This is a genomic window from Streptomyces sp. NPDC050315 (assembly GCF_040655775.1).
In the GTDB taxonomy this organism is placed as follows: Bacteria; Actinomycetota; Actinomycetes; order Streptomycetales; family Streptomycetaceae; genus Streptomyces.
The window spans coordinates 231,255-255,101 of sequence record NZ_JBFAKN010000008.1 but is presented as its reverse complement, the minus strand read 5'-3'; the positions used below and the strand labels follow the sequence as shown (position 1 = coordinate 255,101).

Sequence of the window (23,847 nt, the reverse complement as noted above, 5' to 3'; positions counted from 1 at the left end):
GTGATCGAGAAGTGGCCGTACCGGGGCCGACTCAGCGCACGTTGATCGCGGCCCAGGCGGCGTTCACGGCCTGGTACTCGGCGCTGGAGGCACCGTAGAGGTCGCCGGCCGCCGAGAGGGTGGCGGTGCGGGCGGCCGCGTAGTTGGTCGTGGAGGTCATGTACGTGGTGAGCGCCCGGTACCAGATCTTCTCGACCTTGGCGCGGCCGATCCCGCTGACCGCCTTGCCGTCGTACGTCGGGCTGTTGTAGTTCACGCCGTTGATGGTCTTGGCGCCGCTGCCCTCGGAGAGCAGGTAGTACCAGTGGTTGGCCGGGCCCGAGGAGTAGTGGACGTCGATCCGGCCCAGGTCCTTGGACCAGTAGTCGCGCGAGACGCCGTCCCTGCTGGGCTTGTCCATGTAGCGCAGCGGGGTGCCGTCGCCGTTGATGTCGATCTTCTCGCCGATGAGGTAGTCGCCCGGGTCCTTGGTGTTGTTGGCGTACCACTCGACGGAGGTGCCGAAGATGTCGGAGGTGGCCTCGTTGAGGCCGCCGGACTCACCGCTGTAGCGCAGGTTCGCGGTGTTCGAGGTGACGCCGTGGCTCATTTCGTGCGCCGCCACGTCGAGGGACGTGAGCGGGTGGGTGTTGCCCGCGCCGTCGCCGTAGGTCATGCAGAAGCAGCTGTCGGACCAGAAGGCATTGACGTACGCGTTGCCGTAGTGGACCCGGCTGTACGCGCCGACGCCGTCGCCCTTGATGCCGCTGCGGCCCAGCACGTTCTTGTAGAAGTCCCAGGTGGTGGCCGCGCCGTAGTGGGCGTCGACGGCGGCGGACTGGCGGCCGCCGCCCCAGATGTCGTCGGCGTCGTGGAAGAGGGTGCCGGTGCCGGAGGTGCCCTGGTTCAGGTCGTAGGTGCGGTGGCCGCCGCGGGCGCCGTCCTTGAGGTCGTAGCCGGAGCCGGTGTTCGTGGTGCCGAGGGTGACCGTGCCGTTGTAGTCACCGGTGCCGGTGCCGGTCTCGATGCGCTCGTCGGCGAAGAGCTGCTTGCCGGTGGCCGCGTCGGTGACGACGTGCAGTTCGCTGGGGGTGCCGTCCTTCTGGACGCCCTTGACGACCGTCTCGTAGGCGAGGACGGGCTTGCCGGTGGCCGCCCAGATCACCTTGCGCGGTGCCTGCGGCGCGTCGGTCTTCGTGTTCTTCTCGGCCGCGGAGGTCTTCAGCGCGCTCTTCTCGGCGCTCGCGGCGGGGAGTTCGGCCTTGGTGGTCGGCACGGCTATTCGGGCCTTCACCGCCTTGGTGACCTTGCGGTCGCCGTTCTTCTTCTCGTGCACGACGAGGTCGCCGCCGAGGACCGGCAGGCCGTCGTAGGTCCGCTCGTAACGGGTGTGCACCGTGCCGTCGGCGTCCTTGATGACGTCCCGGGCGACCAGCTTCTCCTTGCCGCCGAGGCCGATGGCGGGGGCGGTGGCGGCGGCGCCGGACTGGGCGTCCTGTACGGCAGCGGCGCGCTGGCCCGGCGACAGGGCGACGGCACCGGCCTCCCGGTCGCTCTGCGCGCCGGCCGGGGCGCTCTGGACGCCGAGCACGACCGTGGCCGCCGAAGCGACCAGGGCGGCGGCACGAAGCGCGTACTTACGTCTGTGGGCAGAGCCTCTCACGCGGTCTCCTTGGTACGGGGCCGCGGGGTGGCGGCCCGTCGAGGGGGGTGGGCGGCCATGGGTAGCGGCCGCCCGCTCATACGAGTCGTACGGAGTGGTGGTGCGGGTGGTACGAGGCAGTGCATGGTCCGCGCGCACACACGGAACCAGACCCTTTTGTTGTGAAACAGCAGTTGGGCCGGAGAGAGCGTGCCACTTCCTGACCGTTTCCGACAGATCAGCAACGAGAATTTGACCGCCCGTTATCCGTACGGCGATCACCGCTTCCCGATCACCTGCTCCGCAGACGCTGCCCCGTGGGCGAGTCCGGACGGTCCAGGAGGCCCCGCGGCGCGCCGCTGAACAGGACCTCGCCGCCGCGCCTGCCGCCCTCCGGGCCGAGGTCGATCACCCAGTCCGCGTGCCGGACGACGTCCATGTCGTGCTCGATGACCAGCACGGTGTTCCCGGCGTCGACCAGCCGGTCCAGCAGCGCCAGCAGCCCGTCCACATCGGCCATGTGCAGCCCGGTCGTCGGCTCGTCCAGGACGTACACCCCGCCGGTGTCGTCCAGGTGCGTGGCGAGCTTGAGGCGTTGCCGCTCGCCGCCCGAGAGCGAGGACACCGCCCGGCCGAGCGGCAGGTACCCGAGGCCCACGTCGTTCATCGCGGCCAGCGGGGGACGCATCGCCGGCTCCCCGGCCAGGAAGTCCCGGGCCTGCTCGGTCGTCAGGTCCAGCACGTCCGCGACCGACCTGCCCCGCACGGTCATCGCCAGTACGTCCTCGTGGAAGCGGCGCCCGCGGCACGCCTCGCAGGTCCGGGTGACCGGGTCCATGAACGCCAGGTCGGTACGGATCTCGCCGCGGCCGCCGCAGGTCCCGCACGCGCCCGCCGAGTTGAAGCTGAACAGGCCGGGCGCGACGCCGTGCGTACGGGCGAAGAGCCTGCGCAGCGGGTCCATGAGGCCGAGGTACGTGGCCGGGGTGGAGCGCGACGACGCCCCGATGGGCCCCTGCCCGACCACGATCGCCTCCGGATACCGCGCCGGCAGCACCTCGGTGGCCAGCGTGCTCTTGCCCGAGCCCGCCACCCCCGTGACGGCCGTGAGCACCCCCATAGGCACGGCGACGGACACGTTCTTCAGGTTGTGCAGCGTCGCGTCTTCCAGGGGCAGCCACCCCGCGGGCTCCCGTACGGCGGCCTTGAAGCCTGCCGTACGGCGCAGCGCGCGGCCGGTCGGGGTGTCCGCCTCCTTGAGCCCTGCGACCGTGCCCTCGTACACCACCCGCCCGCCGTGCGTGCCCGCTCCGGGGCCCATGTCGACGACGTGGTCGGCGATCGCGATGACGTCCGGGTCGTGCTCGACGACCAGCACTGTGTTGCCGTGGTCCCGCAGCCGCAGCAGGAGGGAGTTGAGCCGGGCGACGTCCCTCGGGTGCAGCCCGATGCTCGGCTCGTCGAAGATGTACGTCATGCCGGTCAGGCTGGAGCCGAGATGGCGGACGGTCTTCAGGCGCTGGCCCTCGCCGCCCGAGAGGGTGGCGGTCTCCCGGTCCAGGCTCAGATAGCCGAGGCCGATACCGACGACGCGCTCCAGGGAGGCCACGGCCTGCGCGGCGACCGGCCCGCCCACCGGGTCGTCGATGCCCTTCAGTACGGCGATCAGCTCGTCCGCCTCCAGGGCCGTCATGTCCGCCAGGGTCAGCCCCGCCACCTGTGTCTTGCGGGCCGCCGCGGCCAGCCGCGCGCCCCCGCACTCGGGGCACACGTCCTCGCGTACGAAGCGCCGCACGGCGTCCCGCAGCCGCTCGCTCAGCCCCGAGACATCGCGGTTCACGTACTGCCGCTGGAAGCCGACCACCAGCCCCCCGTACGAGTTGTCGTTACGGGCGCGGGCCCGCCGCACCTTGCGCCCGGTGTCGTCGTACAGCAGCAACTCGCGCTCCGCTTCGGTGTACTCGGCCAGCGGCTTGTCCGGGTCGAACAGCCCGGTCTCGGCGAACATCTGCCACCAGGCGCTGCCGATGCCCACCATCGGGAGCCGGATCGCCCCTTCGTTCAACGACTTCGTGAGATCCAGGGCCCGTTCGAGATCGAGGCGCACCACCTTGCCGAGCCCGTCGCACTCCGGGCACATCCCGGCCGGATCGTTGAACGAGTACGCGGATGCCTCCCCCGCGCTCGGCTCACCGCAGCGCGAGTACAGCACCCGCAGCATCGGGTGGATGTCGGTCATGGTGCCGACCGTGGAGCGGGCATTGCCGCCGACCGGGCGCTGGTCCACCACGATCGCCGGGGAGAGCCGCTCGATGGTGTCCGCCTTCGGGCGCTCGTGTTTCGGCAGGCGGTTGCGCACGTACCAGCCGAAGGTCTGGCCGAGCTGCCGCTGCGACTCCACGGCGATCGTGCCGAAGACCACCGAGGACTTGCCGGAGCCGGAGACCCCGGTGAAGACGGTGAGCCGGCCCCGGGGGATCTCCAGCGTCACGTCCTTCAGGTTGTGCTCGCGGGCCCCGGTGATGCGGATGCTGTCTGTCGCCATGCTCCGCACGGTAGGAAGTAAGCAGGACATTACATGTCCGCCTTCCGTGGGAGCCTGGACGGTGTGAGTGACACCCCGGCCCGGCTGCTGCAACTGCTCTCCCTGCTGCAGACCGGACGCGAGCACACCGGGCCCGAGCTGGCCCGCCGGCTCGGCGTGTCCGAGCGGACCGTCCGCCGGGACGTCGGTCGGCTGCGCGACCTGGGCTACCCGGTCGACGCGACGATCGGCGCCGTCGGGGGCTACCGGCTCGCGGCAGGCACGGCCATGCCGCCGCTGCTCCTGGAGGACGACGAGGCGGTGGCCATCGCCATCGGGCTGCACACGGCGGCGGGCGGCGCGGTGACCGGCGTGGCGGAGACCTCGGTCCGCGCCCTGGCCAAGCTGGAGCAGGTACTGCCCGACCGGCTGCGCCGCCGCGTCGCCGCCCTCCAGGAGGCCACCGACCCGCTGTACGGGCTGCTCACCGCCGGCGGCACCGCGCCCACCACGGACCCCGCCGTACTGGGCGTACTGGCCGCCGCGTGCCGCCGCCGGGAACGGCTGCGCTTCACGTACGCGGGCCGCGGCGGCACGCCCTCGAGCGGCGGCACGCCCTCGAAGCGGCACACCGAGCCGTACCGCCTGGTGAGCGCCGACCACCGCTGGTACCTGGTCGCGTACGACCTGGACCGGGACGACTGGCGGACCTTCCGCGCCGACCGGGTGCGCGAGCCGCTGGCCACCGGGGCGCGGTCCGCCGAGCGCGCGCTGCCCACGGAGGACGCGGCGGCCTACGTGGCCGAGTCGGTCACCGGCCACCGCGCCCGGCACCGCGCGGTGGTCGTCCTGCACACCTCGGCCGAGGACGCCGCGCGGCACGTGCCCCCGGGCACCGGGGTACTGGAGCCGCTCTCCGCCGACCGCTGCCGCCTGCTGACCGGCGGCGACGCGCTGGACTGGCTCGCTCTCCGACTGGCCCTGCTGGACGTGGAGTTCGAGGTGCAGGAGCCGCCCGAGCTGATCGCGTACCTGCGGAAGCTGGGCGGCAGGATGGTGGCCGCGGCGGGCGGCCACCATCCCTGAGAGCCTGGTGCGGCCGGTTACCAGATCGCGTCGACCCACTCCGGGTGGTCGATGAACGGGTTCCGGTTGTGCTGGTACTTGTCGAAGATGACCTCGTTGCGGTTCTTCTCGAAGTCGTCCGGCGGGTCCTGCTGGCTCCAGGTCTTCAGGACGCTGAGCCGGCCGATGGCGGGCGCCGAGCCGTTGTCGACCTTGTCGTTGGGCTCCAGGTCGGCGAAGCCGTCGTCGCCGTCGTAACGGACCGCCATGTAGAGGATCATGCGGGCCACGTCGCCCTTGACCGCGTCGCGGGGCTCGAAGGAGTCGCCGTCGGTGTAGTTGCCGGGCGCCTCGCCGACCTCGCTGCCGCCGTTGTCGAAGTCCTTGTTGCCGCGCGTGCTGTTGACCGAGACGTCGGTCGGGCGGAGGTGGTGGATGTCGGTGCCGGGCCCCGTCGAGGTGCCGAAGTCGCCGTGCGACTTGGCCCAGACGTGCTCGCGGTTCCACTGGTCGGGGTCGCCGCCGTTGTCGTCCTTGCTCTGCGAACGGCCGGTGTAGAGCAGGATGACGTTCGAGGAGTTCTTCGGGTCCTGGTCGGTGGCCTTCAGGGCGTTCCAGACCTGGTCGTAGCTGAGCTTGCTGACGCCGGAGCTGATGATCGTGTGCAGCGCGGACTTGAGCTCGGGGCCGGTCTTGCCGAGGGCGTCCTTGTAGTACGTGTCGTCGTACGCCGTGGCCGAGGCCGCCGGGGTACGCGGGGCCGGTTCGGGCGCGGCTGTGGCCGGGACCTGGAAGGCCAGGGCGATCAGCGCGGTACCGGCGACTGCCGTGACGATTCTGCTGCGAACGGTGGTACGGGATATGTCCACGAGTGGAGTCCTCTCCCCCATGCGCGTGGGCCGGCCCGCGAGGTGCGTGTGGGGGCGCGGGCCAGTACCGGCCGGCGGGCCGCCGGCCGCAGGCAGCCTGCCATCCGGGCCCGCCCGCGGTCCAGCAATCACCGTGATATCTCTGCGAGTTGCGGGAACTCCTGCGACAGCAGCACGCACACCAGCGAGACCAGTACCGCCGCCACAATCACCCCGAGGCAGCCCAGCACGTCCCGCAGCGTGCTCGCGAGCGGGCCGAGGCGGGCGCGGAGTGGATGGTCGCCGAGCGGACGGTCGCGGAGCGGATGGTCGGGCAGCCGGTGCGGGCGGCTGCCCGGGGACACAATGGACATGCCTCAGTGTCGCCGGACCCCGCCGGGCCGCCGCTCGTTTTCGGCTCGGCCACGACGGGGCACGGAGTGCCGCGACCAGGGGGTATGGCCCGGCTTCTCACATGTTGATCATGTGCCCTGCGAGCCCGTGCACGGCCTCCTTGACCGCCTCGCCCAGCGTCGGGTGCGCGTGCACATTGCGGGCCACCTCGTGGACGGTCAGGTCCCACTGCTGAGCCAGCGTCAACTCCGGGAGCAGCTCGGTGACTTCGGGCCCGATGAGGTGGGCGCCGAGGAGTTCGCCGTACCTGCCGTCGCTGAGGATCTTCACGAAGCCGACGCTGTCACCGAGGCCGTGCGCCTTGCCGTTCGCGGTGAACGGGAACTTCGCGACCTGCACGTCGAAGCCCTGCTCGCGGGCCTGCGCCTCGGTCCACCCGAAGCTGGCGATCTGCGGCTGGCAGTACGTCGCGCGCGGGATCATCACATAGTCCAGCTCCATGGTCTCCGCGTCCGCGAGCGTCTCCGCGGCAACGATGCCCATGGACTCGGCGGCGTGCGCGAGCATCAGCTTCGCGGTGACGTCACCGATCGCGAAGATGTGCGGCACGCTCGTACGGCAGCGGCCGTCCACGTCGATGGCGCCGCGCTCGGTGAGCCGTACGCCGGTGTTCTCCAGGCCGTAGCCCTCGACGCGCGGCTGGAAGCCGATCGCCTGGAGGACCTTGTCGGCCTCCAGGGTCTGCCGCTGCTCTCCGGTGCTGACGTGCACCTTCACCGTGCCGCTGCCGTCGTCGTCGATGCCTTCGACGCGGGTGCCGGTGAGCACCTTGACGCCCAGGCGCTTGTACCGCTTGGCCAGTTCGGCGGAGACCTCGGCGTCCTCCAGCGGCACCAGCCGGTCCAGGAACTCCACGATCGTGACGTCCACGCCGTAGTTGCGCAGTACGTACGCGAACTCCACGCCGATCGCGCCGGCGCCCGCGATGATGATGCTGCGGGGCAGCTCGTCGCTGAGGATCTGCTCCTCGTACGTCACCACCCGCTCGCTCAGCGAGGTGCCCGGCAGCAGCTTGGTGGTGGCGCCGGCGGCGATGATGCAGTGGTCGAAGGTGACGGTCTCCGAGCCGCCGTCGGAGAGCGCGACCTGCAAGGTGTTCGGGTCGGCGAAGGTGCCGCGGCCCTCGTACTGCGTGATCTTGTTCTTCTTCATGAGGTAGTGCACGCCCTTGACGCGCCCGTCCGCGACCTTGCGGCTGCGGGTGAAGGCCGCGCCGTAGTCGAAGGTCACCTCGCCGCTGGACTGGATGCCGAAGGTCTTGGCCTCCTGCGTGAACAGGTGCGCCAGCTCGGCGTTGCGCAGCAGGGCCTTGGAGGGGATGCAGCCCACGTTCAGGCAGACCCCGCCCCAGTACTTCTCCTCGATGATCGCGACACTGCGGCCGAGCTGGGCCGCGCGGATCGCGGCGACGTAGCCACCGGGGCCCGCGCCGAGGACGACGACGTCAAAGTGTGCACTCATACCGGCAGCGTAGGTCGGCACCGGTCGCGTGCGCAGGGCGTTGACGGGACGCCGCGTAGGCCGTTCGGCGCACCGCGTCCGGAAAGGGGGAAGCCCCGGCCAGACGGGGGAAGCCGGCCGGGGCTGGTGTGTGGGGCGCGGCCGCGGATGCCGCGGGGGCGCCGGAGAGCGAGGTCAGCGGCGGTGCGTCGCCGTCTCTCACTTCTTTTGAATAGTAAACCATCGTTCGCGGTGGCCGCGAACCGGGCCCCGGAGGTGGCACCGGGGGACGGGCGGCGGGCTGTGCTGGGCCGCACGAGACCGACGTGCGGCGCCGCGGGGCCGCCATGATCGGCTGGATCCGTCCGCCGTGGGGCGTGCGCCGGTGGCCCTCCGAGTGCCCGCTCCCAGAGCACGTACGCCCGTGAGCGCCGGTCGCCCCCTGAGGTGCGGGTGTTCACTCCGTCACAGCGGGTCGGCAAACGGGTTCTCGATGGTTGGGGCGTGGACGAGCGGGAATGACCGCTCCCGTCGGCAGGCCGGGTGGATCGCACCCGGCCACGGTGGAGGGGTCGACGCGCTGACCGTACGCCCTCCGCCACCGTCAGAGGAGGGAGTGAGACCCATGCACGCGAGCAGGAACCGCGCGGCGCGCGTCGAGTACGCGCTGCCTCGGGAGGTCGCGTCGGCCCGCTGGGCCAGGAGGTTGACCAGCGGCTTCCTCGGCCACCCGGAGATGCCCGACGGCGTGTCCGGCCGGGTGGACGAAGCAGTACTCATCGTGTCCGAGCTGGTCACGAACGCGGTGCGGCACGGCAACAGCCGCTGCCGGCTCCGCCTCAGTGCCGCGGCGAGCGGCGTCACCATCGAGGTGCACGACGACAGCCCGCGCACCCCCACGGTCCAGCCGCTCACCGAAGAGGCGACCAGCGGCCGGGGCATGGCCATCGTGGGACTGCTGTCCCGGCAGTTCGACATCACCGCGGACCGCGGCGGCGGCAAGACCGTACGGGCGGTACTCGCGGGGACGTGAAGAGCCGTGGTCAAGGCATCGACCGACGCGCCGCAGGGCGCACCACCGGGGCCCGGACCCCGCCCCACCACCTCGGCCGGCACCCGTACCGGCACCATCCCGAGCCGTACCACTACCGTCCCGAGCCGCCGTTCAGCCGGCCTTCCGGCGTGACGCGGTCTTCTTCGCCGGGGTCTTCTTCGCCGTCGCGGTCTTCTTCGCGGCGGTGCTCTTCTTCGCGGGAGCGGCCTTCTTGGCGGTGCTCTTCTTCGCCGGGGCGGACTTCTCGGCCGCGGCCTTCTTCGCCGCGGATCCGGCCGATCCCGTACTCTTCGCCGCCGTCCCCGCAGTCTTCGCCGAGGCCTTCCCGCGCAGCCGTGTGACGGACGCGCCGGTACCTTCCTCGTCCTCCGCGCCGCCGCGCCCCTCCTGCGCCGCCCGGACGCTGTCCTCCAGGGCCGCCATCAGGTCGATGACCTTGCCGCCGCGCCGGGGGCCCTCCGAGGGCACGGCCGGCTCGCCGCCCTCCAGTTTCGCGGTGACCAGCTCCTCGACCGCATCCCGGTAGTCGTCGTGCAGCTCGCCCTGGTCCAGCTCGCCGAGCGAGTCCATCAGGGTCTCGGCGAGGGTGAGTTCGTTGTCCCTGATCTGGACGTTCTCCTTGGGCGCGAGGCCGGCCGGGGAGCGGATCTGGTCCGGCCACAGCAGCGCGTGCATCACGATCGCGTCGTCGTGCACCCGCAGCATGGCCAGCGTCTCGCGGTTGCGCAGCGCGACCTTGCCGATGGCCACCTTCTGGTGGTGCACCAGCGCGTCCCGCAGCAGGACGTACGGCTTGGCGGCGGACGGGCCGTTCGCGCCGAGGTAGTACGCCTTGTCCATCTGCAGCGGGTCGATGTCGGAGGCGTCGACGAACGCGAGGATGGTCAGCGTCTTGGCGGTGGGCAGCGGCAGCTGGGCGAGGTCGGCATCGCTGAGCGGGACGATCATGTCGGAGGCGGCCTGGTACCCCTTGCCGATCTCGTCCTGGCTCACCTCCTCGCCGTCCAGCTCGCACACCTTGCGGTAGCGGATGCGGCCGCCGTCCTTCTCGTGGATCTGGACGAAGGAGACCGCGGCGGCGCTGTCCGTCGCGCTGTACATCTTCACCGGGATGCTGACCAGGCCGAAGGAGATCGACCCGTTCCAGATGGATCTCATGCGTGCGTCCCTTAGCGTTCGTACGTTCGTGCGTGCGTCCGTTTTATCGCGATTCGTGGGACTCTCAGGGTATGCCGATCACCGAGATCGAGGGACGCCGGCTGACGGTCACCCGGCTGGACAAGGTGCTCTACCCGGCCACCGGGACCACGAAGGGCGAGGTGCTGCACTACTACGCGCAGACCGCCGGCGCGCTGCTCGCCCACCTCTGCGACCGCCCGGTCTCCTTCCTGCGGTATCCGGACGGCCCGGACGGCGAGACGTTCTTCACCAAGAACGTGCCCCCCGGTACGCCCGCCTGGGTGAAGACCGTCGATCTGACCCGCCGGAGCGGCAAGACCGGCCGCCAGGTGGTGCTGCAGGACACCGCGTCCCTGATGTGGGCGGCCAACCTCGTCGTCGAGCTGCACACCCCGCAGTGGCGCAAGGACGAGCCGGGCGTGGCCGACCGGCTGGTGCTGGACCTGGACCCCGGCGCGCCGGCCACCATCGTCGACTGCTGCGCGGTCGCCGGGTGGCTGCGCGAGCGGCTGTCGGCGGACGGCCTGCACGTGTACGCCAAGACCTCCGGGTCCAAGGGGCTGCATCTGCTCGTGCCGATCGAGCCCACGCCGTCGGACGACGTCACCGCGTACGCCAAGGGCATCGCGGTGGAGGCGGAGCACGCGCTGCCCGAGCAGGTGGTGCACCGGATGACCAAGGCGCTGCGGCCCGGCAAGGTCTTCATCGACTTCAGCCAGAACAGCGCGGCGAAGACCACGGCCACGCCGTACACGGTGCGCGCCCGCGCCGAGCCGACCGTCTCCACGCCGGTGACCTGGGACGAGATCGACGGCTGTACGGACCCCGCCGACCTGCACTTCCTCATCGGTGACATTGCGGAGCGCCGCGAGCGGTACGGGGATCTGCTCGGCCCGCTGATCAATCTGAACCGGGCGAAGCGGCTGCCGCGCGCGAAGCGGTGACGCGGTCGTCGGCTGCCGACCGCTGACTGCCGACCGGCGACCGCCGACCGCCGACGGCCACCGCCGACCGCTCAGTCCAGCCGCGTCAGGTCCGGCCGCAGCCGGTGCCACGTCGGGTGGCGCAGCCGGCCCGCCGCCGTCCAGCCGGAGTAGCCGACCTCGGCCACCAGCCGCGGCTCCACCCAGCGCGCGCCCGGCACCTCGACCGGCCCGGTGAACGGCGAGGTGTCGCGCGCGAGGACCTCGAAGTACCGGGCCAGCTCCCGCCGTTCGTGGTCGGAGAGGCCGGAGCCGACGGAACCGGCGTACCGCAGCGCTCCGTCCGCCTCCTCGATCCCCGCGAGGACTGATCCCGGCAGCCCGGCGATCCCGCCGCGCCCCTCCCACCAGCCGCCGATGACGATGTCGAGGGTGCGTACGTGCTTGGTCTTGCGCCAGTCGGCGGACCGGATGCCCGGGGTGTAGGGGGAGCCGAGCCGCTTGGCGAGTACGCCTTCCAGGCCGTTGCGCAGCGTCGTCTCCCACACCTCGGCGCCCTTCCCCACGACGTACCCCGGCGTCGACCACTCCGGCGCCGCCAGCTCCAGCCCCGCCAGCGCCTCCCGGCGCTCCTCGTACGGGGCGTCCAGCAGCGGCCGCCCGTCCAGGTACAGCACGTCGAAGAGGACGAGGTGGACGGGGTGGTCGGTCAGCAGCCGGGCGGTGCGGCGGGCGTCCGCGACGTTCATCCGGCGCTGGAGCCGGCCGAAGTCGGGCCGCCCTTCCTCGTCGAGCACGACGACCTCGCCGTCCAGGACGGCGGACCGGCCGCGCAATGCGGCGCCGAGCGCCGCGAGCTCCGGGTAGGTGCGGGTGGCGTCGTTGCCTGCGCGGGTGACGAGCCGCACGGATCCGTCCCCCGGCACGTGCGCGAGGCAGCGCACGCCGTCCCACTTCACCTCGTACGCCCAGGCGGGGTCGGCGCCGTCGGCGGGGAGCGGGCCCGGTGTTGCGAGCATGGGCCGCCAACCGGGCATCGGAGGTGTGGCCATACCTCCGATGATCAGCGGTCGGGGCGGCCGACGCGACCTCTGCCGGCGCAGGGGCGGGGCCCACCGCCGTAGGGGTTCGCACCGTCCCCCGACTGCCCCACCGCGTGGGTTGCTCGCGCAGTTCCCCGCGCCCCTTCAGGGGCGCGGGGAACTGCGCGCTCAGCCACAGCGCAGCTGAGCCCGGCCTCCGGCGCGAACCCCTACGGCGATCAGTCGGCCGCCACCCGCAACGCCTCCGCGAGGAGCTTCGCGCCCTCCTCCGCCTCCGCGACGGTCAGGGAGAGCGGGGGTGCGATGCGCAGAGCCGCACCGTTCAGGCCGCCCTTGCCGATGAGCAAGCCGCGTTCCCGGGCCGCCTCCGTGACGGCGGCGGCCGCGCGCGGCGACGGCTCGTCCGTGCCCGGTTCGACCAGCTCGATGCCGATCATCAGGCCGCGTCCGCGGACCTCGCGCACGATGTCCAGCCCGGCGGCCACCGCGCGCAGCCGCTCGATGAGCAGGCCGCCGACGCGCCGGGCGTTGCCCTGGAGGTCGTGTTCGAGGAGGTAATTGAGGTTGGCGATGCCCGCCGCCATGGTGACCGGGCTGCCGCCGAAGGTGGAGAGGGAGTTGGCGTTCAGGCAGTTCATCACCTCCGCGCGGGCGACCACGCCGCCGATGGACATGCCGTTGCCGATGCCCTTGGCGAAGGTCAGCAGGTCGGGCGGGCCGCTCGTGCCGTGCGCCTGCCAGCCCCAGAAGTGCTCACCCGTACGGCCCCAGCCGGTCTGCACCTCGTCGCTGATCCAGAGGATGCCGCGCTCGGCCAGTACCTCGCGGAACGCCGCGTACAGCCCGTCGGGCGGCGACGTGAAGCCGCCGACGCCCTGGATGGGCTCGGCGATCAGCGCGGCCACCCCGCCCGCCGTCTGCTGCAGCATGTCCTTCAGGTCCGCGACGCACGCCTCGATGTACTGGGCGTCCGTGAGGTGCGCGTACGGGCCGCGGCTGCGCACCCCGCCGTGCACCCACAGCGTCTGCAGCGGCGAGAGGCTGGTCGGCGACCAGCTCTGGTTACCGGTGATGCCGACGGCCGAGAAGGACCGGCCGTGGTAGCTGTTGCGCATCGCCAGGATCTGGTTCGAGCGGCGGTACGTGGTCGCCAGCAGCAGCGCCGCGTCGTTGGCCTCCGTACCGGAGGTGGTGAAGAAGACCCGCGCGTCGGGGATGCCGGACAGCGCCGCGATCCGCTCCGCCAGGTCCACCATCGGGCGGGAGAGGTAGAGCGTCGAGGTGTGGATGATGCGGCCGGCCTGCTCGGCGACCGCCTTGGTGACCTCGGGCAGCGCGTGCGCGGTCATCGTGGTGAGGATGCCGCCGAAGAAGTCGAGGTAGCGATTGCCCTCGGAGTCCCAGACGTGCCGGCCCTCACCGTGCGTCAGCTCGATGGGGCGGTCGTAGAGCAGCGTCAGCCACTCGGGGAGGACGGAGCGGTGCCGGGCGTGCAGATGGGCGGCGTCGTCGGCGTAGTGGGTCACGGCTGCACCAACCCTTCGTACGCGTCGGGGCGGCGGTCCCGGTAGAACGCCCACTGCTGCCGGACCTCGTCGATCAGCCCGAAGTCCAGGTCGCGGACGATCAGTTCCTCCTTGCTGTCGCTGGCCACGTCGCCGACGAACTGCCCACGCGGGTCGACGAAGTAGCTGGTGCCGTAGAAGTCGTTGTCGCCGTACTCCTCGACGCCGACGCGGTTGATCGCCGCGACGAAGTACTCGTTGGCGACCGCGGCGGCCGGCTGCTCCAGCTGCCACAGGTAGGCGGAGAGGCCGCGGGAGGTCGCGGAGGGGTTGTAGACGAGCTGGGCGCCGTTCAGGCCGAGCTGGCGCCAGCCCTCGGGGAAGTGCCGGTCGTAACAGATGTAGACGCCGACCTTGCCGACCGCGGTGTCGAACACCGGCCAGCCCTTGTTGCCCGGTTTGAAGTAGTACTTCTCCCAGAAGCCCTTGACCTGCGGGATGTGGTGCTTGCGGTACGTGCCGAGGACCGTGCCGTCGGCGTCGATGACGGCCGCGGTGTTGTAGTAGAAGCCGGACTGCTCGACCTCGAAGACCGGGACGACGATGACCATGCCGGTCTCGCGGGCCAGCTCCTGCATCCGGCGGACGGTCGGGCCGTCGGGCACCGGCTCGGCCCAGCGGTAGTGCTCCGGCTCCTGGACCTGGCAGAAGTACGGGGCGTTGAAGACTTCCTGGAAGCCGATCACCTTCGCGCCCTGGGCGGCCGCCGCGCGGGCGTGCTCCTCATGCTTGGCGATCATCGACTCGGTATCGCCCGTCCAGGTCGCCTGCACCAGTGCGGCACGTACAACATCGGCCATGAGCTGCTCCTTTGCCAGGGCGTCAGACAACCGGTCCATGTGTGCTCTACGCGTGTGGAGGTGACCGTAGGCCGGGATGTGCACCCTGGCAAGACCATCTCTGCCGCGCCGCGCGGCCGATTCCGCGCCGCCGGGAACTGCTGTACGAAGCGGCTGTGAGCAGTGGTGCGGACGGGTCAGCGGACACCGGTGAGGCGGTCGGGGACGCCGGCCATCCGCAGCGCGTGGACCAGATCGCGGTAGCGGTGCGGGACACTCTCCTCGGCCGCCTCCAGAAGCAGCGGCAGCAGGACCTCGGGCACGTCCGTGGCGTCCGCCAGGCCGGCCGCCTCCTGCGCCGTACGGGTACGGACCAGCGCGGCCAGCAGGTCCCGCGCCTCGGCCCGGCACCCGTCGTCCAGCAGCGCCCGCGCGGCGCTCGCCACCTCGCCGACCGGCCGGGCCACGCCCTGCCGGAGCAGGCTCGCACAGTCCCGGGCCCGCCCCGCGGCGGCCAGCGCGGCGGCCGCGGCGGCGAGCGGGACCGGCGGCAGGCAGGCCACCTCCCACAGCAGGGTGGGCACATCGGCGTCGAGCCCGCAGCGCTCCAACTCCTGGGCGATGAACGGCAGTTCCTCGGCGGGGCGGCGGGCCGCGGCACACAGGACGGCGTGCGCCTCACCGCCGCGCCCGGCGGCCCGCAACTCCGCGAGGTGGGTCACGGCGGTGGCCACGGCCTGCTGCGCGTGGGGCGGGAGGGGCAGCGGGGGCACCTGACCGGTACCGGTACCAGACTCGGGTGCCTCAGCTGCCCGCTCCTTGGCGGGTTTCCGCCCCTGGTCACCCTCCGCCGCCGCGGCCCCCTTCGCCGCGGCCTCCTCCATCACCGGACCCGCCACCGGACCCGCCGCCGGCTCATGCGGCGCAAGATGCCCCACCACGAGCGGCGGCCCCTCCGTCCACTCGCTGCCCTCGATGCGCAACCGGAGCTCCTGCACGCGGGCCTGCGCACGGGCCATGTCGTCGGCGGCCCAGGCAAGTTCCTGGCCCAGCGCGTCCGCCTCCGTACCGGGCTCCGCGCCTTCGAGATCGGCGCGCAGGTCGCTCTCGCGGCGGGTGGCGTCGCGGAGTTCGCCGAGCGCCGCGTCGAGGCGTGCACGGAGCTCCGCCGGGCCGGTCAGCTCGTCGTACGCGGCGACCGCCGCACCGTACAGCTGCCGGGCGCACGCCCCGGCCTCCGCCGCCACCTGTGTGCCGTACCGCCCGGACAGGTCCTGGAGCAGCGACTCGACCACGTCCCAGGGCGGCACCTCGCGCCCCTCCAGGCAGGCCCGCAGCCCCTCGGGGTCGCGCTGCAGAAAGACCCCGTACCAGCCCCCGGCCTCGTCCAGCGCGCCCGTCAGACCGCGCAGGAAGTACGCGAACTCGCCTAATGAATCCCGCAGTTGCTCCTCTGCCATGCCGCCCTCTCCCCCCAGGGTCACCGTGCGCTGCCGCACCGGCCCCTCGGTTGCCCATCCGTCATGCGGCGTCCCGTCTGTCACGGAACGACTACAGGGAGTTTTGCACTGCTGCCGGGGCGAAGGTTCCGCGATCGCGGAACAACGGCGTGATCGGCACGGAAGACAGCAAAACTTGCAAGTTTGCCTGTCGAGTTTTTACGGTGTCGGCATGCCGACCAAAGGGACAGCGCACGAGCAGCTCGTCACGGACCTCAGCGCGGCCGTCGGCCTGCTGATGCGCCGGCTGCGCGCCGAGTCGCCGAGCGGCGGGCTCACGCCCACGCAGCGCGCGGTCTGCGCCCGGCTGGACAGCGACGGGCCCGCCACCACCGCGGCGCTGGCCCGGGCCGAGCTGGTGCGCCCGCAGTCGATGCGGGTGACGCTGGCCGCCCTGGAGGAGCGCGGCATCGTCGCGCGGAGCCCGCACCCCACCGACGGCCGGCAGGCCGTCCTCGCGCTCACCGACGAGGGCCGACGCGTACTGGCCGATGTCCGGCGGGCCAAGCAGAACTGGCTCACCGCGGCCCTCGCCGAGCAGACCACCCCCGAGGAACGGCGCGTACTGGCCGAGGCCGCCGCGCTGCTGAAACGACTGACGGAGAACTGAACCATGACCGCCACCACGCTCGACCCGAACACCGCGCTGGTCCTGATCGACCTGCAGAAGGGCATCGCCGCGCTGCCCACCGCGCACCCCGCCGCCGAGGTCATCGCGCGGGGCGCGCGGCTGGCCGCCGCGTTCCGCGAGCGCGGCCTGCCCGTCGTGCTGGTGAACGTCACCGGCGGCGCACCCGGCCGCACCGAGGGCCCGGCCCGCGCCGACAACCCGCCCGCCGACTGGGCCGACCTGGTCCCCGAGCTGGGCCGGCAGCCGTCGGACCTGCTCGTCACCAAGAAGACCTGGGGCGCCTTCCACGGCACCGCGCTGGACATGGAGCTGCGCCGCCTCGGTGTCACGCAGATCGTACTGGGCGGCATCGCGACCAGCATCGGCGTGGAGTCAACGGCGCGCAGTGCCTACGAGCACGGCTACCACGTGACGGTCGCGACGGACGCCGTGACGGACATGGACGCCGCCGCGCACGACAACAGCGTCGAGAAGATCTTCCCGCGGCTGGGCGAGACCGACACCACGGACGCGATCCTCAAGCTCCTGGCGTCATAAGGGAGTTGATACGGGAGTTCACGCCCCGGCGCGCAGCCGCGGCCACTTCTCGTACCACCGCAGGTCGTCCTCCAGCTGGGAGGCGAGCGAGACGAGCCGGGGCTCGCCGCCCTCGGGGCCCAGCAGTTGGGCGCCGAGCGGCAGTCCGGCCGAGCTGAAGCCCGCGGGCACGCTGACGCCCGGCCAGCCGAGCACGTTCCACGGCCAGGCGTACGGGCAGGCCGCGATCATCGCGCGGTCGGTGCGCCAGCCGTTCATCGCGGCGAGGGTGCCGATCCGCGGCGGGGGCGTGGCGGTGGTCGGGGTCAGTACGACGTCGTACCGCCCGAAGATCGCGCCCACCCGCTTCTGCTGCCGCGCCTCGGTGGCCCGCGCGAGCTTCAGCGCGCGCCCGCTCAGCAGCCGCCCCAGCCGCGCGGCGTCCCGGGTCCTGCGGTCCAGCAGCGAGCGGTCCGGCACCCGTTCGGTCCACTCCCGTACGCCCGTGGTCGCGCGCGGCACGAAGGCGAGCCCGATGAGTCCGTAGTCCGGCTCGGCCTCCTCGACGAAGTGGCCGAGGCGGGCGAGGGTGCGGGCGAGGTCCGTGACGGCGGCGCGTACTTCGGGGTGGAGCGGGCGCGGCGTACCGGTCCAGGCGGCCTTCCAGGACAGCGCGATGCGCAGCCGTCCCGGGTCCCGGCCGACCGCGTCGCGGACCGCGACCGGCGCCGGGCGGTGCAGATCGTGCCGGTGGCTGCCGCTGGAGACCTCCAGGAGCAGCGCCGCGTCCTCGACCGTGCGGGCCAGCGGCCCTATGCCGGTGATGCCCTGGAAGGCCTCCGGCTCCGGCCAGGTGGAAATGCGGCCGCGCTGCGGCTTGATGCCGACCAGGTGGGTCCAGGCCGCGGGGATGCGGACCGAGCCCGCGCCGTCCGTGCCGAGCGCGGCGGGCACCAGCCCGGCGGCGACCGCGGCGGCCGAGCCGCCGGAGGAGCCGCCGGGGGTGTGCGCCGGGCTCCACGGGTTGCGGGTGTCGCCGAAGGCGGGGCCCTCGGTGAACGGCCACTGGCCCAGCTCGCAGGCGTTGGTCTTGCCGACGACGATGGCTCCGGCGGCGCGCAGCCGCCGTACCACTTCGGAGTCCTCGGCCTTGGGCGGGAAGGTGCCCGCGCAGCCGAACGCGGTGGGCTCGCCCGCCACATCGGTGTCGTCCTTGACCGCGACCGGCACGCCGAGCAGCGGCAGCCGCTCGCCCGCCGCGAGCCTGCGGTCGGCGGCCTCCGCCTCGGCGAGCGCCGCCTCGGTGCGCACCAGCCGGAAGGCGTTGACGGTGCCCCTGGTCGCCTCGATGCGCTCCAGCGACCGCCCGACCAGTTCGGCCGATGTGGTGTCGCCGTCGCGCAATGCTCTGGCCTGTTCGGCCAGTCCCTCGAACCTGTCCCCCACTGCCTCACGCCGCCTCTCGTACTGACGTTCCGTTCCGACGGAGAAGCGCAGCGTAACCATGTGCGCGCGACGGCATCAACCGTCTCCGGGCCCGTGCGGGGCACCGGAGACGGTTGTTCCGTATACGGTCAGCGGGAGTTCGTGTGGCCTTCAGGGTGGACGACCATGGCCGCACCGCCGCCGCGGCGTACCTTCTCCGCGGCCGCGATCCAGCGCCCGTCGGGCAGCCGCTGGACGCCGGTGGCCGCGCCGATCTCGGGGTTTTCCTTGAACGAGTGGCCGAGCGCCTCCAGTTCCGTGCGCAGCTTGCTGTCGTACAGGCCCGGCTCCAGCTCGGTCTGTGCGGCGTTGCGCTGGCTGGCGCGCGGTGCGGCGATGGCGTCGACGAGCGGCAGGCCGCGGTCGAGGTGGCCGAGAAGCGTCTGCAGAACTGTCGTGATGATGGTGGCCCCGCCGGGCGAGCCGACGGCCAGTACGGGCTTGCCGTGGTCGAGGACGATGGTCGGCGACATGGAGGAGCGGGGGCGCTTGGCGGGGCCCGGGAGGTTGGGGTCGGGGACGCCGGGGGCCGCCGGGGCGAAGGAGAAGTCGGTCAGTTCGTTGTTGAGGAGGAAGCCGCGGCCGGGGACGGTGATGCCGCTGCCGCCGGTCTGCTCGATGGTGAGGGTGTAGGCGACGACGTTGCCCCACTTGTCGGAGGCGGTGAGGTGGGTGGTGCTCTCGCCCTCGTACGTCGTCGGCGCCGCCTTGTCACCGGCCGCGCAGGGCTTCGGGTGGCGCGGATCGCCGGGCGCGACCGGGCTCTTGAGCACCGCGTCGTCCTTGATCAGGCAGGCCCGGGAGTCGGCGAACTTCTGCGAGGTCAGTTCCTTGGTGGGCACCTCCTGCGCGGCCGGGTCGCCGACCCAGCGGCCGCGGTCGGCGAACGCGATCCGGCTCGCCTCGATGTAGCGGTGCAGATACTGCTTCTCGCTCAGCTTGGCTACGTCGTCGTTCTCCAGGATGTTGAGCGCCTCGGCGACGCTGGTGCCGCCGGAGGAGGACGGTGCCATGCCGTACACGTCCAGGCCGCGGTACTTCGTCTTCGTCGGCGCCTGGTCCTTGGTCTCGTACGCGTCCAGGTCGGCCGCGGTCAGGTCGCCGGGCCGCACCTTGCGGGTGGCGCCCTCCCGTACGGGCGGCTGCTCGACGGTACGGACGATGTCCTCGCCCAGCCGTCCGCGGTACAGCGCGTCCACGCCCTTCGTCGCCAACTCGTCGTAGGTACGGGCGAGATCGGGGTTCTTCAGCGTGGAGCCGACGGCCGGGGGCTGTCCGCCGGGCAGGAACAGCTTCGCGCTGGCGGGGAAGTCGCGGAACCGATCGGCGTTGTCGGCGGTCTGCTTGCGGAAGGTCTCATCGACGGTGAAGCCGTCGCGGGCGAGGCGGGTGGCGGGCGCGAGGGCCTGGCCGAGGGAGCGGCTGCCCCACTTGTCCAGCGCCTTGTCCCAGGTGGCGGGGGTGCCGGGGGTGCCGACGCTGAGGCCGCTGGTGACGGCCTCGTTGAACGGGATCGGCTTGCCGTTCTCCAGGAAGAGGTCCTTGTCCGCGGTCAGCGGCGCGGTCTCGCGGCCGTCGATCGTCTGCACGGAGCGCTTCTTGGCGTTGTAGTAGACGAAGTAGCCGCCGCCTCCGACGCCGGCGGAGTACGGCTCGGTGACGCCCAGCGCCGCCGCGGTGGCGACCGCGGCGTCCACCGCGTTGCCGCCCTTCTTCAGCACCTCGATGCCGGCCGCCGAGGCGTCGGGGTCGACGCTGGAGACCGCGCCGCCGGAGCCCACCGCGACCGGGGACTTGGGCGGGGGCTCGGTCGCGGGGGCCGCGGGCCGGGCGCTGGCCGGTACAGAGGCCAGCGAGCCGGCCAGTACGGCCGTCACGGCCAGCACCGACAGGCGTCGGACATGCGTCATCTGTGCCTTCCCTCCATCGAGTTCGCGCCAGAAGCCGGAGCCTACCTGCGGCTCTTCAGGGGCGACAGGGCGCCGAGGACCCGCTGCCACGAGATCTTTACCCTTGCGTAACCTACCGACGGGTTACCTTCGGTAACTCGCTCGACTTACTCTCCAGTCACTTCGGTACCGGTGCCACCGGTCACTCCCCCTCCCCCACACCGCGACCTGGAGCAGTAGATGACGCCCTCCCGTACGACGCTGCGCGCCGCGATCGGTACCGTCTCCGCGGCCGTCCTCGCCACCACCCTCACGGCCACGACCCCCGCCGCCCAGGCGGCCCCGGCCGCCGCCACAGCGCCCGCGTCCGTGAAGTTCGTGGACATCGAGGGCGAGGGCGGCATCACCCTCAAGGCGAACGTTTTCACCCCAGGCGACACCGACGGCAGCAAGAAGTACCCGGTGATCGTGCTGCCGACCAGCTGGGGCATGCCGCAGATCGAGTACGTCGCACAGGCCAAGAAGCTGGCGGACTCCGGGTACATCGTCGTCGGGTACAACTCGCGCGGCTTCTGGCAGTCCGGCGGGAACATCGAGACGGCGGGCCCGCAGGACGTCGCCGACGCGCGCAAGGTCGTCGACTGGGCGCTGGCCCACACCCCCGCCGACCCGGCCAAGGTCGGCATGGGCGGGGTCAGTTACGGCGCCGGGATCAGCCTGCTGGCGTCCGCTTTCGACCCGCGTATCAAGGCGGTCGCGGCGCTCAGCGGCTGGGCCGACCTGATCGACTCCATCTACAGCGGCCGCACCCAGCACGCGCAGGCCGCCGGGCTGCTGGCCGGCGCGGGCGAGATCACCGGCCGCCCCAGCGCCGAACTGCGCACCATCATGAAGGACTTCCTCGGCTCGAACCTCGACAAGGAGGACGAGATGATCGCGTGGGGGAAGAAGCGCTCCCCCGCGACCCACCTCGACCGGATCAACAAGAACGGCGCGGCCATCATGCTGGGCAACGCCTGGGGCGACTCGATCTTCCCGCCGAACCAGTACGCCGACTTCTTCGAGCAGCTCAAGGGCCCCAAGCGGCTGGAGTTCCGGCCCGGCGACCACGCCACCGCCGAGGCCACGGGCCTGCTCGGGCTGCCCAACGACACCTGGACGAACACCAAGCGCTGGTTCGACCACTACCTCAAGGGCGCCGACAACGGCGTCGACCGCGAGTCCCCCGTGCAGCTCAAGTCCCGCTCCACCGGCGCGTACGAGGGGTACGCCAGCTGGAAGGACGTGCCCTCGGACCACCGCCGCATCCCGCTGAACGGCACGCACGGAATAGCCACCAACCGCGACTCGGGCGCGAACGGCGGCACGATCTTCCTCTCCAGCATGCTGGACCAGTTCTTCAAGGTCCCGCCGATGGCATCGATACCGCTGCTGCCCCGTTCGGCCTCGGCCGTCTGGCAGTCCGAGCGGTACGAGACCCAGCAGCGGGTCCGCGGCACCGCGAAGCTGCACACCACGCTCACCAGCACCGCCGAGAGCGGCACCGCCGTCGCCTACCTCTACGACGTCGGCCCGCTCGGCACCGGGAAGCTGGTCACGCACGCGCCGTTCACCTTCCACGGCAAGCAGCCGGGCCAGCCGTTCGCGCTGGACCTGGACCTCTTCTCCACCGCGTACGACGTGCCCGCCGGGCACAAGCTGGCGCTCGTCGTGGACTCCGTCGACCCGCTCTACATCGAGCACAACCCGGACGGCGCGAAGCTCACCTTCACCTCGCCGGCCGACGACCCGTCGTGGGTGTCGGTACCGGTACGGGACTGACCCGCGCGTCCGCGCCGGGCGCGTCACCGCGGTGCCGCGCCCGGCAGCAGCGGGCCCTGTTCGGCGGGGCCGACCTCGCCCTCGACCTTCGGGTTGCGCTTCTGCCGCTTGCCGACCCAGTTGGCCAGCCAGGACAGCAGCATGCACATTCCGATGTAGATCGGCGAGATGACCAGCACGACGGGGATGAACGGCAGGTCGTAGTCGAGGTTGGAGGCGATCAGCCGGCCCGCGTGCAGGAACTCCTCGTAGGTGATCAGGAAGCCGAGCGAGGTGTCCTTCAGCGCGACGACCAGCTGACTGATGATCGTGGGCAGCATCGCGCGGACCGCCTGCGGGACCAGTACGTGCGTCATGACCTGCGTCTTGCGCATGCCGAGCGCGTACGCCGCCTCGTGCTGGCCGCGTTCGACGGAGATCACGCCGGTGCGGAAGACCTCGGCGAGCACCGAGCCGTTGTAGAGCGTCAGGCCGACGACCAACGCGGTCAGCGGCTCGGCCTTCAGCGCCACATAGATGAAGAAGATCATCACCAGTACGGGCATGGCCCGGAAGAACTCCACGAACAGGGTCGCGAGCCAGCGGACCGGCCGGTGCCAGGAGAGCCGCCCGGCGGCCAGTACGGCACCCAGCGCCAGCGCGAGCACCGCCGCGATCGCGAACGCCTTGAGCGTATTGCCCAGCCCCCGTAGCAGCAGCTCCTGGATGCCCTGGTACTCGAAGGGCGTCCACTTCCGCCCCTCGAACTGCCCGGTGTCGACCAGGAGGTAGCAGGCCCAGGCGAGGACGCCGAGGATGACGAGCGTCGCCACGACACCGTAAAGCCGGTGCCGGCTGCGGGTCCTGGGTCCCGGAACGTCGTAAAGGGCCGTCGTGGTCATCGGGCGACTCCCCAGCGCTTCTCCAGCACGTTGAACAGCGCGCTGATGGTCAGGGTCACGATCAGATAGCCGACGGCGATCCAGATGAAGGACCAGATGATGCTGTAGCCCAGCTCATTGAGCGTTTTGTACGAGCCGAGCAGCTCGACGACGCTGAAGGAGCCGGCGATCGCGGAGTTCTTGGCCAGCGCGATCAGCGTGGAGCCGACGGGCGGGATGACCGTACGGAACGCCTGCGGCAGCACCACCGTGCCCAGCGTCTGCGCGAACGTCATCCCCAGGCTGCGGGCCGCCTCGCCCTGGCCCACCGGCACGGTGTTGATGCCCGAGCGCACCGCCTCGCAGATGAAGGCGGAGGTGTAGCAGCCGAGCGCCAGGATCGCGAAGACGTCGAAGGGCAGCACCAGGCCGAACCGCGGCAGGCCGAGCAGGACCGCGAAGAACAGCAGGGTGAGCGGGGTGTTGCGGAGCACCGTCACCCACACCGTGCCGAAGGCGCGCAGCGAGCCGACCGGGGCGACCCGGAAGCCCGCCATGATCACGCCCAGTCCGAGGGCGAGCAGCGAGGCGAAGACGGTGAGCTCGACGGTGCCGAGCAGGCCCTTGCCGTAGAGGGACCAGTTGTGGGTCAGTACGTCCATGGGTGTCGGGGGCTCCCTCAGCTCACCTG

The 23,847-nt window shown here is 71.7% G+C and carries 20 protein-coding genes; 6 read left to right on the top strand and 14 right to left on the bottom strand.

Annotated elements, in window-relative coordinates; all coding sequences use genetic code 11:
• Window positions 1-31: 31 nt before the first annotated feature.
• Together AB0I82_RS28545 and AB0I82_RS28540 are read right to left on the bottom strand one after the other, a co-directional pair.
• Complete coding sequence (locus tag AB0I82_RS28545; protein ID WP_363260245.1) at window positions 32-1,642, bottom strand: M4 family metallopeptidase; 1,611 nt, start codon at window positions 1,640-1,642, stop codon at window positions 32-34.
• Between the two features lie 271 nt (window positions 1,643-1,913).
• Window positions 1,914-4,166, bottom strand: coding sequence for an excinuclease ABC subunit UvrA (locus AB0I82_RS28540; RefSeq protein ID WP_363260244.1), 2,253 nt, complete (start codon window positions 4,164-4,166; stop codon window positions 1,914-1,916).
• Between the two features lie 63 nt (window positions 4,167-4,229).
• On the opposite strand from AB0I82_RS28540, the gene AB0I82_RS28535 reads away from it, so the two are divergent.
• On the top strand, window positions 4,230-5,231 hold the full coding sequence (locus AB0I82_RS28535) for a WYL domain-containing protein (RefSeq protein ID WP_363260243.1): 1,002 nt from the start codon (window positions 4,230-4,232) through the stop codon (window positions 5,229-5,231).
• A 17-nt stretch (window positions 5,232-5,248) separates the two neighbouring features.
• Here AB0I82_RS28535 and AB0I82_RS28530 read toward each other — a convergent pair whose 3' ends face one another.
• The 3 genes from AB0I82_RS28530 to lpdA all read right to left on the bottom strand — a co-directional run bounded on the left by AB0I82_RS28530 (window position 5,249) and on the right by lpdA (window position 7,933).
• Window positions 5,249-6,079, bottom strand: a complete 831-nt coding sequence (locus AB0I82_RS28530) for an endonuclease (RefSeq protein WP_363260241.1) — start codon at window positions 6,077-6,079, stop codon at window positions 5,249-5,251.
• A 128-nt stretch (window positions 6,080-6,207) separates the two neighbouring features.
• A complete protein-coding gene (locus tag AB0I82_RS28525) occupies window positions 6,208-6,432 on the bottom strand; it encodes a hypothetical protein (RefSeq protein WP_363260240.1) in 225 nt (74 codons plus the stop codon).
• A gap of 97 nt (window positions 6,433-6,529) precedes the next feature.
• Window positions 6,530-7,933: a dihydrolipoyl dehydrogenase gene (lpdA, locus tag AB0I82_RS28520; RefSeq protein ID WP_363260239.1), complete on the bottom strand. Its 1,404-nt coding sequence runs from the start codon at window positions 7,931-7,933 to the stop codon at window positions 6,530-6,532.
• Between the two features lie 604 nt (window positions 7,934-8,537).
• On the opposite strand from lpdA, the gene AB0I82_RS28515 reads away from it, so the two are divergent.
• Complete coding sequence (locus tag AB0I82_RS28515; protein WP_363260238.1) at window positions 8,538-8,945, top strand: ATP-binding protein; 408 nt, start codon at window positions 8,538-8,540, stop codon at window positions 8,943-8,945.
• A gap of 132 nt (window positions 8,946-9,077) precedes the next feature.
• Here AB0I82_RS28515 and AB0I82_RS28510 read toward each other — a convergent pair whose 3' ends face one another.
• Entirely contained in the window at window positions 9,078-10,124 is a 1,047-nt protein-coding gene (locus tag AB0I82_RS28510; protein WP_363260237.1) for a Ku protein, read from the bottom strand.
• Between the two features lie 71 nt (window positions 10,125-10,195).
• Here AB0I82_RS28510 and ligD (AB0I82_RS28505) point away from each other — a divergent pair, with 71 nt between their 5' ends.
• On the top strand, window positions 10,196-11,089 hold the full coding sequence (gene ligD / locus AB0I82_RS28505; RefSeq protein ID WP_363260235.1) for a non-homologous end-joining DNA ligase: 894 nt from the start codon (window positions 10,196-10,198) through the stop codon (window positions 11,087-11,089).
• Between the two features lie 71 nt (window positions 11,090-11,160).
• Here the strand turns inward: ligD (AB0I82_RS28505) and ligD (AB0I82_RS28500) are convergent, their stop codons facing one another.
• The 4 genes from ligD (AB0I82_RS28500) to AB0I82_RS28485 form a co-directional block, all read right to left on the bottom strand.
• A complete protein-coding gene (gene ligD, locus AB0I82_RS28500) occupies window positions 11,161-12,120 on the bottom strand; it encodes a non-homologous end-joining DNA ligase (RefSeq protein ID WP_363260234.1) in 960 nt (319 codons plus the stop codon).
• 209 nt (window positions 12,121-12,329) lie between these two features.
• Window positions 12,330-13,637, bottom strand: coding sequence for an aspartate aminotransferase family protein (locus AB0I82_RS28495; RefSeq protein ID WP_363260233.1), 1,308 nt, complete (start codon window positions 13,635-13,637; stop codon window positions 12,330-12,332).
• Window positions 13,634-14,476 carry a nitrilase-related carbon-nitrogen hydrolase gene (locus AB0I82_RS28490; protein WP_363260232.1) on the bottom strand — a complete coding sequence of 281 codons (843 nt, stop codon included), beginning with the start codon at window positions 14,474-14,476 and terminating at the stop codon, window positions 13,634-13,636. The genes AB0I82_RS28495 and AB0I82_RS28490 overlap by 4 nt, the downstream gene beginning before the upstream one ends.
• Window positions 14,477-14,652: 176 nt before the next feature.
• Window positions 14,653-15,915 carry a hypothetical protein gene (locus AB0I82_RS28485; RefSeq protein ID WP_363260231.1) on the bottom strand — a complete coding sequence of 421 codons (1,263 nt, stop codon included), beginning with the start codon at window positions 15,913-15,915 and terminating at the stop codon, window positions 14,653-14,655.
• Window positions 15,916-16,126: 211 nt separating this feature from the next.
• Between AB0I82_RS28485 and AB0I82_RS28480 the strand changes: the two genes are divergently transcribed.
• A complete protein-coding gene (locus tag AB0I82_RS28480; RefSeq protein ID WP_363260230.1) occupies window positions 16,127-16,564 on the top strand; it encodes a MarR family transcriptional regulator in 438 nt (145 codons plus the stop codon).
• Window positions 16,565-16,567: 3 nt separating this feature from the next.
• Window positions 16,568-17,122, top strand: coding sequence for an isochorismatase family protein (locus AB0I82_RS28475; RefSeq protein WP_363260229.1), 555 nt, complete (start codon window positions 16,568-16,570; stop codon window positions 17,120-17,122).
• An 18-nt stretch (window positions 17,123-17,140) separates the two neighbouring features.
• Here the strand turns inward: AB0I82_RS28475 and AB0I82_RS28470 are convergent, their stop codons facing one another.
• Window positions 17,141-18,607, bottom strand: coding sequence for an amidase (locus tag AB0I82_RS28470; RefSeq protein WP_363260228.1), 1,467 nt, complete (start codon window positions 18,605-18,607; stop codon window positions 17,141-17,143).
• A 68-nt stretch (window positions 18,608-18,675) separates the two neighbouring features.
• Window positions 18,676-20,496, bottom strand: a complete 1,821-nt coding sequence (ggt, locus tag AB0I82_RS28465; RefSeq protein ID WP_363260227.1) for a gamma-glutamyltransferase — start codon at window positions 20,494-20,496, stop codon at window positions 18,676-18,678.
• A 219-nt stretch (window positions 20,497-20,715) separates the two neighbouring features.
• Between ggt and AB0I82_RS28460 the strand changes: the two genes are divergently transcribed.
• Entirely contained in the window at window positions 20,716-22,296 is a 1,581-nt protein-coding gene (locus AB0I82_RS28460; protein ID WP_363260226.1) for a CocE/NonD family hydrolase, read from the top strand.
• Between the two features lie 23 nt (window positions 22,297-22,319).
• On the opposite strand, the gene AB0I82_RS28455 is transcribed toward AB0I82_RS28460, so the two are convergent.
• Window positions 22,320-23,177, bottom strand: coding sequence for an amino acid ABC transporter permease (locus tag AB0I82_RS28455; RefSeq protein WP_363260225.1), 858 nt, complete (start codon window positions 23,175-23,177; stop codon window positions 22,320-22,322).
• Complete coding sequence (locus AB0I82_RS28450) at window positions 23,174-23,818, bottom strand: amino acid ABC transporter permease (protein ID WP_363260224.1); 645 nt, start codon at window positions 23,816-23,818, stop codon at window positions 23,174-23,176. Before AB0I82_RS28450 ends, AB0I82_RS28455 begins: the two co-directional genes overlap by 4 nt.
• Between the last annotated feature and the right edge of the window lie 29 nt (window positions 23,819-23,847).

What these genes read in the sequence shown, in the direction of transcription:
- AB0I82_RS28540 (WP_363260244.1), bottom strand. Translation starts at nt 4,166, where the DNA reads ATGGCGACAGACAGCATCCGCATCACCGGGGCCCGCGAGCACAACCTG.
- AB0I82_RS28525 (WP_363260240.1), bottom strand. Translation starts at nt 6,432, where the DNA reads ATGTCCATTGTGTCCCCGGGCAGCCGCCCGCACCGGCTGCCCGACCAT.
- lpdA (WP_363260239.1), bottom strand. Translation starts at nt 7,933, where the DNA reads ATGAGTGCACACTTTGACGTCGTCGTCCTCGGCGCGGGCCCCGGTGGC.
- AB0I82_RS28515 (WP_363260238.1), top strand. Translation starts at nt 8,538, where the DNA reads ATGCACGCGAGCAGGAACCGCGCGGCGCGCGTCGAGTACGCGCTGCCT.
- AB0I82_RS28510 (WP_363260237.1), bottom strand. Translation starts at nt 10,124, where the DNA reads ATGAGATCCATCTGGAACGGGTCGATCTCCTTCGGCCTGGTCAGCATC.
- ligD (WP_363260235.1), top strand. Translation starts at nt 10,196, where the DNA reads ATGCCGATCACCGAGATCGAGGGACGCCGGCTGACGGTCACCCGGCTG.
- ligD (WP_363260234.1), bottom strand. Translation starts at nt 12,120, where the DNA reads ATGGCCACACCTCCGATGCCCGGTTGGCGGCCCATGCTCGCAACACCG.
- AB0I82_RS28490 (WP_363260232.1), bottom strand. Translation starts at nt 14,476, where the DNA reads ATGGCCGATGTTGTACGTGCCGCACTGGTGCAGGCGACCTGGACGGGC.
- AB0I82_RS28485 (WP_363260231.1), bottom strand. Translation starts at nt 15,915, where the DNA reads ATGGCAGAGGAGCAACTGCGGGATTCATTAGGCGAGTTCGCGTACTTC.
- AB0I82_RS28480 (WP_363260230.1), top strand. Translation starts at nt 16,127, where the DNA reads ATGCCGACCAAAGGGACAGCGCACGAGCAGCTCGTCACGGACCTCAGC.
- AB0I82_RS28475 (WP_363260229.1), top strand. Translation starts at nt 16,568, where the DNA reads ATGACCGCCACCACGCTCGACCCGAACACCGCGCTGGTCCTGATCGAC.
- AB0I82_RS28470 (WP_363260228.1), bottom strand. Translation starts at nt 18,607, where the DNA reads ATGGTTACGCTGCGCTTCTCCGTCGGAACGGAACGTCAGTACGAGAGG.
- ggt (WP_363260227.1), bottom strand. Translation starts at nt 20,496, where the DNA reads ATGACGCATGTCCGACGCCTGTCGGTGCTGGCCGTGACGGCCGTACTG.
- AB0I82_RS28460 (WP_363260226.1), top strand. Translation starts at nt 20,716, where the DNA reads ATGACGCCCTCCCGTACGACGCTGCGCGCCGCGATCGGTACCGTCTCC.
- AB0I82_RS28455 (WP_363260225.1), bottom strand. Translation starts at nt 23,177, where the DNA reads ATGACCACGACGGCCCTTTACGACGTTCCGGGACCCAGGACCCGCAGC.
- AB0I82_RS28450 (WP_363260224.1), bottom strand. Translation starts at nt 23,818, where the DNA reads ATGGACGTACTGACCCACAACTGGTCCCTCTACGGCAAGGGCCTGCTC.